The sequence below is a fragment of the Photobacterium lucens genome, assembly GCF_009873615.1.
In the GTDB taxonomy this organism is placed as follows: domain Bacteria; phylum Pseudomonadota; class Gammaproteobacteria; order Enterobacterales; family Vibrionaceae; genus Photobacterium; species Photobacterium lucens.
In genome coordinates this window covers 1-12,532 of sequence record NZ_SSMG01000486.1, presented here as the reverse complement: position 1 = coordinate 12,532, position 12,532 = coordinate 1, and the positions used below count along the sequence as shown (strand labels likewise).

At 39.3% G+C, this 12,532-nt stretch carries 12 protein-coding genes; 10 read left to right on the top strand and 2 right to left on the bottom strand.

Annotation, left to right across the window (positions count from 1 at the left end; translation table 11 throughout):
- Positions 1 to 84: 84 nt before the first annotated feature.
- Entirely contained in the window at positions 85 to 480 is a 396-nt protein-coding gene (locus tag E5A76_RS19960; RefSeq protein WP_161119996.1) for a VOC family protein, read from the top strand.
- 205 nt (positions 481 to 685) lie between these two features.
- Positions 686 to 2,446 (top strand): bifunctional metallophosphatase/5'-nucleotidase, encoded by a 1,761-nt coding sequence (locus E5A76_RS19955; protein ID WP_161119995.1) that lies wholly within the window; start codon positions 686 to 688, stop codon positions 2,444 to 2,446.
- 61 nt (positions 2,447 to 2,507) lie between these two features.
- On the opposite strand, the gene E5A76_RS19950 is transcribed toward E5A76_RS19955, so the two are convergent.
- Both E5A76_RS19950 and E5A76_RS20740 read right to left on the bottom strand, forming a co-directional pair.
- Positions 2,508 to 3,218: a hypothetical protein gene (locus E5A76_RS19950; RefSeq protein WP_237459179.1), complete on the bottom strand. Its 711-nt coding sequence runs from the start codon at positions 3,216 to 3,218 to the stop codon at positions 2,508 to 2,510.
- Between the two features lie 42 nt (positions 3,219 to 3,260).
- On the bottom strand, positions 3,261 to 3,452 hold the full coding sequence (locus E5A76_RS20740) for a hypothetical protein (protein WP_237459181.1): 192 nt from the start codon (positions 3,450 to 3,452) through the stop codon (positions 3,261 to 3,263).
- A gap of 631 nt (positions 3,453 to 4,083) precedes the next feature.
- Here E5A76_RS20740 and E5A76_RS19940 point away from each other — a divergent pair.
- The 8 genes from E5A76_RS19940 (at position 4,084) to E5A76_RS19905 (ending at position 12,470) form a co-directional block, all read left to right on the top strand.
- Entirely contained in the window at positions 4,084 to 4,365 is a 282-nt protein-coding gene (locus E5A76_RS19940; RefSeq protein WP_161119994.1) for an HlyU family transcriptional regulator, read from the top strand.
- Positions 4,366 to 4,814: 449 nt separating this feature from the next.
- Positions 4,815 to 6,365, top strand: coding sequence for a Re/Si-specific NAD(P)(+) transhydrogenase subunit alpha (gene pntA, locus E5A76_RS19935; protein WP_161119993.1), 1,551 nt, complete (start codon positions 4,815 to 4,817; stop codon positions 6,363 to 6,365).
- Positions 6,366 to 6,380: 15 nt separating this feature from the next.
- Entirely contained in the window at positions 6,381 to 7,766 is a 1,386-nt protein-coding gene (gene pntB, locus E5A76_RS19930; RefSeq protein WP_107165764.1) for a Re/Si-specific NAD(P)(+) transhydrogenase subunit beta, read from the top strand.
- Between the two features lie 168 nt (positions 7,767 to 7,934).
- Complete coding sequence (vxrA, locus tag E5A76_RS19925; RefSeq protein ID WP_161119992.1) at positions 7,935 to 9,374, top strand: sensor histidine kinase VxrA; 1,440 nt, start codon at positions 7,935 to 7,937, stop codon at positions 9,372 to 9,374.
- Positions 9,349 to 10,008 (top strand): response regulator transcription factor, encoded by a 660-nt coding sequence (locus E5A76_RS19920; RefSeq protein ID WP_053989052.1) that lies wholly within the window; start codon positions 9,349 to 9,351, stop codon positions 10,006 to 10,008. The genes vxrA and E5A76_RS19920 overlap by 26 nt, the downstream gene beginning before the upstream one ends.
- 14 nt (positions 10,009 to 10,022) lie before the next feature.
- Positions 10,023 to 10,919, top strand: coding sequence for a DUF2861 family protein (locus tag E5A76_RS19915; RefSeq protein WP_053989053.1), 897 nt, complete (start codon positions 10,023 to 10,025; stop codon positions 10,917 to 10,919).
- Positions 10,920 to 10,983: 64 nt separating this feature from the next.
- Positions 10,984 to 12,183 carry an NnrS family protein gene (locus E5A76_RS19910; RefSeq protein WP_161119991.1) on the top strand — a complete coding sequence of 400 codons (1,200 nt, stop codon included), beginning with the start codon at positions 10,984 to 10,986 and terminating at the stop codon, positions 12,181 to 12,183.
- Between the two features lie 101 nt (positions 12,184 to 12,284).
- The gene (locus tag E5A76_RS19905; RefSeq protein WP_008989304.1) at positions 12,285 to 12,470 is read left to right on the top strand and encodes a YoaH family protein; all 186 of its coding nucleotides are present in this window, start codon (positions 12,285 to 12,287) and stop codon (positions 12,468 to 12,470) included.
- The last annotated feature ends 62 nt before the right edge of the window (positions 12,471 to 12,532 follow it).

The following is a 12,532-nucleotide window of genomic DNA, read 5'->3' as shown; positions in this document are numbered from 1 at the left end:
CTAGCTCTGATCACATATTGATAGCATGATTGACTACAAATAGTTAAACAATTTCAAATAAATAATGAATGAAGGAATAGTTAGATGGCTAAAATAATCCACTCAATGATCCGTGTTGTTGATTTAGATGCGTCATTAAAATTTTATAAAGAAGCATTGGATTTGGACATTGCAGAGCGTTTGGATTTTGACGGCTTTAGCTTGGTTTATCTTCGTAATGAAGAAAATGATATGGAGCTTGAGCTAACTTGGAATGAAGGTACTGAAGAGCCTTATACACATGGTACGGGTTATGGTCATATTGCTGTTGCTGTTGAGAATTTAGAAGCTGAACATGCCAAGCTTGCTGAGTGTGGTTATGCACCACTTGAGATCAAAGAGTTCTTCCGTGATGGTCAGTTACTGGCGAAATTCTTCTTTGTTCAAGATCCTGATGGCTACAAAATTGAGTTCCTACAACGTCACGGACGTTACAAATAACTTTTTAGTATAGAGTTCGAATGTGATGTAAGGCGGTATTATTTATTACCGTCTTACTATTAATACGTCTAATATTCTCATTTATGATATATTGACATTTATCACAAGTATTTTGTCTTTCCATGTATGGTTTGGGCTTAATAGGTGACAGCTTACGAATAATCTCTCATTAGTGTGAGTCTTTCAGGGAGAGACATAATTTTTTATGACGAAGAATAATAAAAAAGCAAAGATCACATTTGCTCATATCAATGATACGCATTCGAATTTTGAACCATCTTCTATATCACTCAACCTGCCTCAACATGTTCTGAATACAGATACTGCTGTTTATGCAAGTTGTGGTGGTTTTTCTCGTATTTCGTCTGCGGTAAATGAACTCAAATCAGAGGCTTTCTTAAATCAGCGTGAATTCATGTTCTTACATGCTGGTGACTGTTTCCAAGGTACGCTGTATTTCTCGTTATATAAAGGCGTAGCTAATGCTGTTTTACTGAATGCGATTGGCGTTGAAGCAATGGCATTGGGTAATCATGAGTTAGATATGGGTAATAATAGCGTTGCTGATTTCCTTGATCAGACGCATTTCCCTTTGCTTGCTGGTAACTGGGATTTATCCCAAGAAGATCAAACCAAACCTAATCCTCTTCGTGATAAAGCGAATGTATTTGCCTACGATAATCAAACACAAACCGCAAAATACATTATTAAAGATGTTCACGGTGAGCCGATCGCTATTTTTGGTTTAGCGATTGAAAATATGGCAGGGATTGCGAACCCTGATCCTGATACTCACTTTATGAATGTAACGACAGTTGCACGAAATACGGTTCAGTATTTAAACCAGCAAGGTATTAATAAAATTGTTGTGCTGAGTCACCTTGGCTATGAGCATGATCTTGAATTAGCACAAGAAGTGGATGGTATTGGTGCGATCATTGGTGGTCATACTCATACTATGCAAGGTGACTTTACAAATATTGGCTACGGTAAAACCGATCAATACGCTCACATGGTGAATAACACTTGTGTTGTGCAAGCGGGTTGTAATGCGTTAGCGGTGGGCCACGTTACACTTGAATTTGCACAAGACGGTAAAGTTGAACAAGCATTTGGTGCTAACCAGCTTTTACTTGGTCGTCAATTTACCGTTGATGCAGGGCGTACGGAACATCTTGAAAGTGAAGAACATGACATTGTTCGTGATTTCTTAAGCAAGCAAGATAACATTCGCTTTGTGGTCAAAGATCCTATCATTGAGAACATCCTCAATGAGCATTACCGCCCAGCCGTTCGTGCACTACAAACTGAAGAAGTCGCAGTGATTAATGAGCCATTACGTCATATTCGTATTCCTGATGGCAGAGGGCCTAGCCAAATAGCCCCTTGGGTAGTGGAAAGCTTTGTCTGGAAAGCACACCAGCTTGGCTATGATGTTGATTTCGGTATTCATAATGCTGGTGGCGTAAGATGCTCGCTAAACCCTGGTGTGATCACTCCTGCGGATATTGCTGGTAAATTACTGCCTTTTGCTATCGGCATTATGATTTATAGCGTGAAAGGCAAGCGTGTTCGTCAAGCATTAGAAGGTGCTATCGATAACGCAATCAGCAATGGTGTTGATGGTACAGGTGATGGTAGTTTCCCTTATGTTGCAGATCTGCGTTTTACTTATCGTTGCTGCTCGGTAAAAGGGACACGTATTGAAACTTTAGAGCATTTAAAAGATGGTGTCTGGATTCCAGTGGAAGATGAGAAAGTCTATACCTCTGTTTCTTCTGGTTATACCGCAACAGGTAAAGAGGGCTATGCACCGTTATTAGATTACGTGAAAGAGCCTAAACCTATTAACGTGACCATGGCTGATGCGTTTGAAGATTTTGCTAAGCAAAAGAAATCATTTGATGCTCCTGTTAATAACAATACGATTTATTTTCCGTGTACAGGCAATGAAGACGTAGCGTAACTCGATCAACATTTGTTGCTACAAATAGCAAAAGCCGAATAGCGCATTCATGATGAATAGGTTATTCGGCTTTTTTGTGCTCTACGTTTGATGACAGTTGTACTTTAAGTTTCGCTCTGGCTTTTACTATCACAGGTAGTGCATAGGTGGGTATTTGAATTGCAGCCATTAACGCAAGATATTCAGTTCCTAAATAGCCGCTAGCTATGGTGTAAGTTAAAAGCACATTTCGATTAGTTGCAGTAATGGCAAACAAGGTAGCGTTAGCTTTGTTATAGCGGTAATAGCAGAGGAAAGTGACGGTAAAAAATACGACGCAAAGCAACACGCCTAGGATGAGATAATACAGTCCGTTATAAAATGATCGATCAAACATCTCTCTTAATGGTGCTACCAAGCCTAGCGGAAAAGCAAAGATCAGCAATACCGTGAATTTCGATAGTTGACCGTGAATATAAGCTAATTTCTCACGTTTAATGGTGTTATAGCAAAATGAAGAGATAGCCATTGGGCCAATAATGAAAATCACTAAACGCTGTATATATTCAACCAGATCAAGCTTGACTGTATCGTTTTGTAGCAGCGTTAAATTGATAAATAACACTAATGGCATTATTAATGTCGAAGCAATGGTGAGTGCCATCGCATGTAAAACATCATAGCCAAGGGTTTTAGCAATCGCAGGTGTTGCAAACAGTGTTCCTGTTGCGGTCACGGCGGTAACTGCAATGAATAGCGAAGAGGGAGCATTGAGTAGCCATAAGAGACTCATGGCAATCAGGGGTAAACCAATGCTATGAAGACAAGCATAGCTTCACACAGAGCCTCGCATTAACTGTTTGATAAGCTGTTCTTGTTTGATCCCGAGTAGTGTAAACAGCATGAGAAAAAACAAGATAAAGGGTAGCGCAGGGAAAAGGGGTTTACTCACATTAGGGAAAATAAAACCAATAATGCCAGCTACCATCAGTAATGGTGCAGAATGTTTATTAATAAAATAAAGCATAAGTTAAAAATCCTTTGTTAACTTATTGTTATCACTAATCCTATTGAAACATAGAAGCTCGTTGAATTTGAAATAATATATCGCATGCAAATTAATGTAATCGTTCTTAGTAGCGCAATGTGCTTAATTTGAAAAATCCTGTTTAATCAAGCATTAACACATAAGAAAAACTAATCCCAATCTCGAAATATTGTCATTTAAAAGCCAAGTAATACTTATATTAAACTATTCCTAGTTTCTGATTTAACAACGCATTTTTAGGGGCAATCATGGCACATACTTTCGACATCGACGCTGCATCTCCACTTACAGCTCAGGATAAGAGAAGTTATGACGTTACAATCAAAGGATTGATTGCACACCTGTATGATCTTGTATTTAACCGATCAAAAAAGACGGTTGCTTACAGTATTGAAGATTTACCAGTACATTTACAGAAAGATATCGGCCTATACCGATAATATTTTGTATTGAAACTTTAAAAGCCGACATCACTGTCGGCTTTTTTTTTGCACTAATTTCCGCTATAACCTTACAAAAATAATGAATTTTTTTAACTTCTCGATTAAAGAATTCTTTGCTGTATAGATTAAACACATAGTCACTCATTGCTGACTAGGAGAATAAAAAAATGGGCTTTTTTTCAAAGCTATTTGGTTCAAAAAAATCAGAGTCAAAAACAGAACAGGTCGAGCCAACTCATTATAATGATTACTTAATTTATCCAGAGCCTAAACAAGAAGGTGGGCAATTTAGGATTACTGGGCGCATTTGCAAAGAGATCAATGGAGAGTTGAAGACACATCACTTTATTCGCTCTGACTTGTTAAGTTCTCGTCATGATGCTGAAACATTCATGATCAAAAAATCTGAAATGTTTATCAATCAGATGGGCGAAAAAATGTTTGATTGAAAATTGTAGTAATATTCAACAAATTTCATTGCAATTAAGGTGGTATGTCAGTATCTTCTTTAACCATAAGATGGATATCGCACTGCATAGTCATGCTTTTTGTGAATAAGTTAAAGTTAGATTTGTCAGTTATATGGATTTAAAACCCGGCTAGGTGTTTTTAAACAATAGGTTGCACGATTATTTTGTGGCTTATTGGGTATAACGAGTCATTAATGTTTTAACAGCTAAAAGCAAGCATTAAAGAAGATACTGCATCACATTAAAAACTGATAAAAATAGAATATATACTCAAAAAATGTATTTTAATTTCAGTTAAATAATTACGAATGTGCGATTTTTGACTAATAGATGTGGGGATTTTTGTATTTTTACTACAAAAGGCTTGATATTGCCGTTTGGGTTGGATACAAAATGATTATGTTATAGCCAATGTTCAGGGAATAATAATGCAGATTGGTGTACCAAGAGAAGTGCTCGCGCATGAAACGCGAGTGGCTGCAACACCTAAAACGGTAGAGCAGCTATTGAAAATGGGGTTCAGCGTTGTCGTTGAGCAAGGAGCCGGACGCTTAGCAAGCTTTGATGATTCAGCTTACGAAGAAGCGGGCGCAAAGGTTGTTTCTACTGATGAAGTTTGGCAATCAGATCTTATTCTTAAAGTTAATGCTCCTCAGGTTAACCCTGAAAATGGTGTTGATGAGTTCGATCTTATTAAAGATGGCGCAAGCCTAGTTAGCTTCATTTGGCCAGCACAAAATCCAGAGTTGTTAGAAAAACTTTCTTCCAAAAATATCAACGTAATGGCGATGGATTCTGTGCCGCGTATCTCACGTGCACAGGCGTTGGATGCATTAAGCTCAATGGCAAACATTGCAGGTTACCGTGCTGTGGTTGAAGCGGCGCATGAATTTGGTCGTTTCTTTACCGGTCAAATTACTGCTGCTGGTAAAGTGCCACCGGCGAAAGTTTTAGTGGCAGGTGCGGGTGTAGCAGGTCTTGCTGCTATCGGTGCTGCTGGTAGCCTTGGCGCAATTGTTCGCTCTTTTGATGTTCGTCCTGAAGTAAAAGAGCAAGTTGAATCAATGGGTGCTGAATTCCTAGAAGTGGATTACAAAGAAGACACTTCAACGGGTGATGGCTACGCAAAAGAAATGTCTGATGAGTTCAACAAAGCTGCTGAGCGTTTGTACGCAGAGCAAGCGAAAGATGTTGATATCATTATCACAACCGCACTTATTCCTGGTCGTCCTGCTCCGAAATTAATCACCAAAGAGATGGTCGATTCAATGAAAGCGGGTAGTGTTATTGTCGATCTAGCTGCAGCTAACGGCGGTAACTGTGCCTACACTGAAGCGGATAAAGTGGTAACGACACCAAATGGTGTGAAGGTTATCGGTTATACAGATATGGTAGGTCGTCTACCAACACAATCATCTCAGCTTTACGGTACAAACCTTGTTAACCTACTGAAACTACTTTGCAAAGAGAAAGACGGTAATATTGATATTGATTTCGAAGATGTCGTTCTACGTGGTGTTACTGTTATTAAAGACGGTGAAGTAACGTGGCCTGCACCACCAATTCAGGTATCGGCACAGCCTCAAGCGAAAATAGAAGAAGCACCTGTCGCTGAGAAAGTTGAAGAACCAACGTCACCAGTTAAGAAATTAGTAGGTTTAGTGGTTGGTTTAGGTGCTTTTGGTTGGGTAGCTTCTGTTGCTCCACCTGCGTTCCTTTCACACTTTACGGTATTCGTTCTTGCTTGCGTCGTTGGTTACTACGTCGTTTGGAACGTTACACATGCATTGCACACACCATTAATGTCAGTTACGAATGCGATCTCAGGCATTATCGTTGTGGGTGCGCTACTTCAAATTGGTCAAGGTAATGGGGTGGTTTCTTTCCTCGCCTTTATTGCCGTTCTCATTGCAAGCATTAATATCTTCGGTGGCTTTACGGTTACCAAACGCATGCTTGAAATGTTCCGTAAAGATTAATAGGAGTAGCAAAGAATGTCTGCAGGATTAGCACAAGCGGCATATATTGTTGCTGCACTTTTTTTCATCCTGAGCCTTGCTGGTTTATCAAAACAAACGTCAGCAAAATCAGGTAACTATTTTGGTATCGCAGGTATGAGCATTGCGCTCATCGCCACTATCTTTGGCCCATATTCTCAAGGTTTTACTTGGATTATCTTGGCAATGGTCATTGGTGGTGCTATCGGTATCTACTACGCCAAACGCGTAGAAATGACAGAAATGCCAGAATTAGTCGCAATTCTACACAGCTTTGTAGGTATGGCGGCAGTTCTAGTTGGCTATAACAGCTATCTAGAACCGCCTGTATACTCTGGCGAGTTCGCTCACACTGAACACGTTATCCATATGGTAGAGGTGTTCCTAGGTGTGTTTATCGGTGCGGTAACTTTTACTGGTTCAATCGTCGCATTTGGTAAATTACGTGGCATTATTTCATCTTCACCGTTAAACCTACCTCACAAACACAAAATGAACCTAGCTGCAGTGGTTATTTCTACTCTGCTAATGATTTATTTCGTGAAAGCTGACGGTAGCATGTTTGCATTGATTGTGATGACACTGATTGCTTTTGCATTTGGTTATCATCTTGTTGCTTCAATCGGTGGTGCAGATATGCCAGTGGTTGTGTCAATGCTGAACTCATACTCTGGTTGGGCAGCAGCGGCAGCAGGTTTCATGTTAGCAAACGATCTGTTAATAGTGACAGGTGCACTTGTAGGTTCTTCTGGTGCGATCCTGTCTTACATCATGTGTAAGGCGATGAACCGTTCATTTGTGAGTGTTATTGCCGGAGGTTTTGGTCAAGAAATATCTGTTTCTTCAGATGTTGAGTACGGTGAACACCGTGAAATCTTCGCTGAAGAAGTGGCAGAAATGTTGAAAGATGCACGTTCTGTAATTATCACTCCGGGATACGGTATGGCAGTAGCGCAAGCTCAGTACCCAGTGCATGAAATCACTGAAAAGCTTCGTGCGAAAGGCGTTGATGTTCGCTTTGGTATTCACCCTGTAGCGGGTCGTCTACCTGGTCACATGAACGTATTACTTGCTGAAGCTAAAGTACCGTATGACGTGGTATTGGAAATGGATGAAATCAACGATGATTTCCCAGAAACTGATGTTGTTCTGGTTATCGGTGCGAACGATACAGTTAACCCGGCAGCAATGGAAGATCCAAATAGTCCTATCGCAGGTATGCCAGTACTTGAAGTTTGGAATGCGAAAGAAGTGGTTGTCTTTAAGCGTTCGATGAATACAGGTTATGCCGGTGTTCAGAATCCATTATTCTTCAAAGAAAACAGTCACATGCTGTTTGGTGATGCAAAAGATACTTGTTTGAAGATTTTAGAGCATCTATAAGAAATAATCTCCGCTAAGACAAAGCCACTCATTTGAGTGGCTTTTTTTGTTGTATTTATATTCTTTACGCTAAGTTTATGATAATGATTGCATTTGATTGTATTGAATGCATAGTTTTACATGACAATACATTGACAAATCACATAAAAACAATGTTAAACTGACTAAATGAAAACGTATGTACTTTTATTTACACTAGCATTCTCTGCAGCTAGTCATGCAGAAGGACCTTCTTTACCTGAGCGCCTTGCAGCTGTGCGTTCAGAGTTATTGGAAAGTACACCGGTTAAGACGTATGACTTTCGGAAATTTCAAAGTGAATATCCATCAGCTTTGTTGTTACCATCAAGTTTATTGCCTCAAACAAATAAATATCCATTATCGGCATTACGTCAGCTCTATCAAAATTCGCTAACATGTAAAGGCCCATGGCCGTTTAGTCCCTTAGTGACACAACCCGTCGTCTTCACTCGCGCTATCTGTAATAAAACAAATTTACCAAATGCTTGGTTTAGACGTTCAGGCTATATTCATCCCGGTGGCGGTAGTTATGCTATACGTTATTTGGAAAAACACCCTGATAAGGTATCTGAGCTAAAGAAATTCTTACATATTAAAGAACGTGCAATGGCGTCTAGTTCAACACTACTTGGTCGTTTACAGCGTATGAGTAGTGATGAGATCAAAGTGTTAATTTCGGGCTCACAGTACTTCATCTCTAATGGTGAATTATGGGTAAGAAACGGTAATGAATATAATATTTATAATCAGGCGACATGGTTAAAAGTGCTTGAACAACATGGGTTACATTTAAAGCGCTTTAGTCGTAATGATTTCTGTTTAGCAAAAAATGGCAATATTTGTTGGCGCGAAGAGAATAAATCGCACTTAACGTATTATTTACTGATTAGCTTATTAGTAAGTAATGCATTAGTACTTATAGGATGGGGGATTTACCGCTTCCGTATCCGCCGTCGTGATATGCAAGAACGTATGCTCGTTCTGCAGATTTTGACCCATGAGTTAAGAACGCCGATTGCAAGTTTATCAATGACTGTTGAAGGTTTTAGACGTCATTTTGATGAGCTGCCAGAAGGCTTATATGATGAATTTAGACGTTTAACTGACGATTCAAGACGTCTAAGACAATTAGCAGAGGCAAGTAAAGATTATTTGCAAGCTAACCAGCAACAACTAAGTACGCAAGAAGTGGAGTCATTAAATGAATGGCTAACTTACCTTGCAGAAGAATATGATGTTACTTTGCATCTTTCTGAAGATCGAAGTGTTCATATTAATGTTTATTGGCTAACAACGTGTTTAAATAATTTACTATCAAATGCCCATAAATACGGTGTAGCACCAGTTACATTAACGTCATCATACAAAGACGGAAAGCTTAAGATTATCGTGCAAGATCAAGGTCCTTTAACGGCCAAAGATTGGTCTCGCTTGAGAAAACCTTTCGTTACTGAGAAAGGTTTAGGTCTAGGTTTAACGATTGTAGAATCGATGATTAATAGAATGGGAGGGACATTGAAGCTCTCTGGCCCACCAACAACGTTTATATTGGAGATACCGTGTGAATCAAACTCTGCTACTGGTTGAAGATGACCGCAACCTTGCTGATGGTTTACTCGATTGCTTGAAGCAAGCTGGATACAACTGCTTATATGCAGATTGTGCAAGTAAAGTTGATGCTTTATGGAAAGAAGCCGATCTTGTTGTACTTGATCGCCAACTTCCAGAAGGTGACTCATTAAATTACCTAGGTGCATGGCTTAAGAAAAAGCACCTACCTGTGATCTTGTTAACAGCAATGGTATCAATCAACGATAAAGTCGTTGGTCTCGATTCAGGTGCAAAAGATTACTTAACGAAGCCTTTCGCTGAAGAAGAGCTATTAGCCCGTGTACGTGTTCATCTTCGTGGTGATGATGAAGATACTGCAGCAGCAAACATCATTAAAGTTGGTGATATCATCATTAATCAAGAAAGCCGTGAAGTGTTATTTGGTGATGAAAATATTACTCTGACACGTACAGAATTCGAATTACTTGTGTTCTTATCTAAAAATGCAGGTCGTGTATTTACTCGTGACGAATTACTTGATCAAGTATGGGGTTATAATCATTACCCAACAACTCGTACAGTTGATACGCATATTCTTCAGCTACGTCAAAAACTACCAGGTATTGATATCGAAACATTACGTGGTGTTGGCTATCGCATGAAGCCATAAGAATTGGCGTTAAAATGAGAAAAATAACGTCTTTCTTATGTGGTTTGGGCATTGCGCACTCACTGTTTTTTACAGCGAGTGCCAATGCTGACTGGTTCATCAACCAAAGTACTTTTACTGAAGCGCATAAGTACTTGTTGGAGAACAGAACCGATCAAGCTTTTGAAGCCATCGTTGAAGCTTGGCAGCAGTCGCCAAGTGTTGATCAACAGACTAATCTAAATAATTTACTCGATCTTGCGATCTCTGAAGATTGTGGTCACAGCTTAGATAAAACAGTTTTACCCACTTGGTTATCTAAGCTATCCATTGAGCGTGCTGTTGTTCAAAACCTGAATCAGCAAATATTAAAGCTATCAATAGTTGGCTTGACTCGAGTAAAAATTGAACAAATCACGTTTACAAAATACCCCAATTATTCATTGATTGATGAAGCTCCTGTTATTGATGATGGCGGTTATTTTACGGTAGAAGCTAATAAGCTGGATCATAAGGTTGAAGCTGGGCTTTATAAGTTATCTATTGTGGCTAAAGGTAAACCCGTTTGGAATAAATGGGTGGTGCTAAATGAGCCTCCAGCCAAACAAACCCTTGGCTGGAAAGATAGTAACTCATGGCGTATTGATCAGGTAAAAGAGCTTAATACTACCTGCCCATCACCGATATTGTCGGTCAAGATGTATGATTTGAATGATACAGATTGGCGACCATTATGGAGTGAAGAGGTGGATACGCATTTACCAACGAAGCTTCCTAAATTACATATCCCTGAAGGTCGTTATTGGCTTGACGTGGGGTTAATTCAGAGTCGATGGCAGGGTGAATTGTCTATCCTCGATGTTCAAAGCATTACGCGTCCCATCGACTATTTAGATGATGATGATGTGAGTGAACTAGAAAAACCACTGTAATCGGTGGTTTTTTTACAACCTTAAACATGTATAATTAATACATGTTTAAGGTTAGGACAAACAAATGCAAATTGTAGATAAGACTAAAGAAGACAAAATACCTGCTATTTTACGTTTAGGATTTAGACCTTTCTTTCTCGGTGCTAGCACATTTTCTGTATTTGCTATGCTCATCTGGGCACTGTTTTGGTCTGGTCAGTCACAACTCGATGGCGTTATGTATGCTAATCCTATTTGGTGGCATAGCCATGAGATGCTATTTGGCTTTTCAGGTGCGATTATTATTGGTTTTCTTTTAACGGCAGTTCAAAACTGGACAGGGCAGACTGGTATTAAAGGTACACGATTATTGCTTGTGTTCAGTTTATGGTTAATTGCGCGCTTAGGTTTAATGTTTGCACCATTAAGCATCGTCTGGTTGGTGATGGATACTGCTTGGATTTTCCTTGCGATGTACTATCTTGCTATACCCATTGTGAAGGTAAAACAATGGCGTAATCTGTTTTTTATACCTGTACTTGCATTGTTTGGCATGATGAACGTGAAGTTTCATTTAGTCGCGCTAGGAATTCTCAGTACAGCGATCAGTACACTGACGTTGCCTATTGTTCTTGTTGTTAGTTTAATTACATTGGTCGTTGGTGGTCGAGTTATTCCATTCTTTACTTGGCGTGGTACTCAAACAGAACAAATTACACGAGTTAAAGTGATTGAATATGCAGCTCTAATTCCTATTTGGTTGTTGTTATTCGCAACACTGATACCATCAAATCTGATACCTGCTAATTGGATAGGTGTACTTGCAATCATTACAGCGTTAACTAACTTTGTGCGTTTTAGTCGCTGGCGTACGTTGTCAACCTTATCAAATCCATTGTTGTGGACATTACATTTGGCATATTTATCGCTAATTATTGGTTTATTCGCATTAGGCATGAGTTACGTTAGCAATTACATCAGTGTATCTATTGCTATACATATAATGGCTATTGGCGGTATTGGAGGTATGATTTTATCGATGATCTCACGAGTGTCGCTTGGTCATACTGGTAGAAAGCTTAAAGTTAATATGCTGATGCCAATTTCTTTTATTGCTTTATTTGCATCTCTGTTAGCTAGAGTAGTGTTGATCCTAGTGCTTCCAAGTATAACTATTGATGGTTATGTGTTATCAGCTTGCTTATGGGCATTGGCGTTTGCAATTTTTGCTATTGTTTATTATCCAATCCTGACACAGCCTCGAGTAGATGGTCATCCGGGCTAATTTTAATCAAGTTTGATTGGCGTTTAGTTGGATTGATAATCAGTGACATTATTGATTAATCACTCTAAAATAATGCCTCGTTCATCAAGAAGAAGAAAGTTATGTACAATCACACCCCAACGCTCACTCACGAAGAACAGCAAAAAGCGGCAGAGCGTATTCATGAGTTGATGGCTCAAGGTATTAGTAGTGGTGAAGCTATCATGATCGTAGCTAACCAAATTCGTGAAGAAGATGCTAAACGTCGTCAGGCGGCGGGTGAATCTTTCAGTGATGAAGAAGAGTAATTAAAAGAAGAGCTTAGCGGCTCTTTTTTTATATCTGAATTCTAGCATTCCAAATAAAAGGC

Excerpts from the sequence above, each read along its gene's own strand:
- E5A76_RS19960 (WP_161119996.1), top strand. The coding sequence starts at position 85 with ATGGCTAAAATAATCCACTCAATGATCCGTGTTGTTGATTTAGATGCG.
- E5A76_RS19955 (WP_161119995.1), top strand. The coding sequence starts at position 686 with ATGACGAAGAATAATAAAAAAGCAAAGATCACATTTGCTCATATCAAT.
- E5A76_RS19950 (WP_237459179.1), bottom strand. The coding sequence starts at position 3,218 with ATGAGTCTCTTATGGCTACTCAATGCTCCCTCTTCGCTATTCATTGCA.
- E5A76_RS20740 (WP_237459181.1), bottom strand. The coding sequence starts at position 3,452 with ATGCTTTATTTTATTAATAAACATTCTGCACCATTACTGATGGTAGCT.
- E5A76_RS19940 (WP_161119994.1), top strand. The coding sequence starts at position 4,084 with ATGGGCTTTTTTTCAAAGCTATTTGGTTCAAAAAAATCAGAGTCAAAA.
- pntA (WP_161119993.1), top strand. The coding sequence starts at position 4,815 with ATGCAGATTGGTGTACCAAGAGAAGTGCTCGCGCATGAAACGCGAGTG.
- pntB (WP_107165764.1), top strand. The coding sequence starts at position 6,381 with ATGTCTGCAGGATTAGCACAAGCGGCATATATTGTTGCTGCACTTTTT.
- vxrA (WP_161119992.1), top strand. The coding sequence starts at position 7,935 with ATGAAAACGTATGTACTTTTATTTACACTAGCATTCTCTGCAGCTAGT.
- E5A76_RS19915 (WP_053989053.1), top strand. The coding sequence starts at position 10,023 with ATGAGAAAAATAACGTCTTTCTTATGTGGTTTGGGCATTGCGCACTCA.
- E5A76_RS19910 (WP_161119991.1), top strand. The coding sequence starts at position 10,984 with ATGCAAATTGTAGATAAGACTAAAGAAGACAAAATACCTGCTATTTTA.
- E5A76_RS19905 (WP_008989304.1), top strand. The coding sequence starts at position 12,285 with ATGTACAATCACACCCCAACGCTCACTCACGAAGAACAGCAAAAAGCG.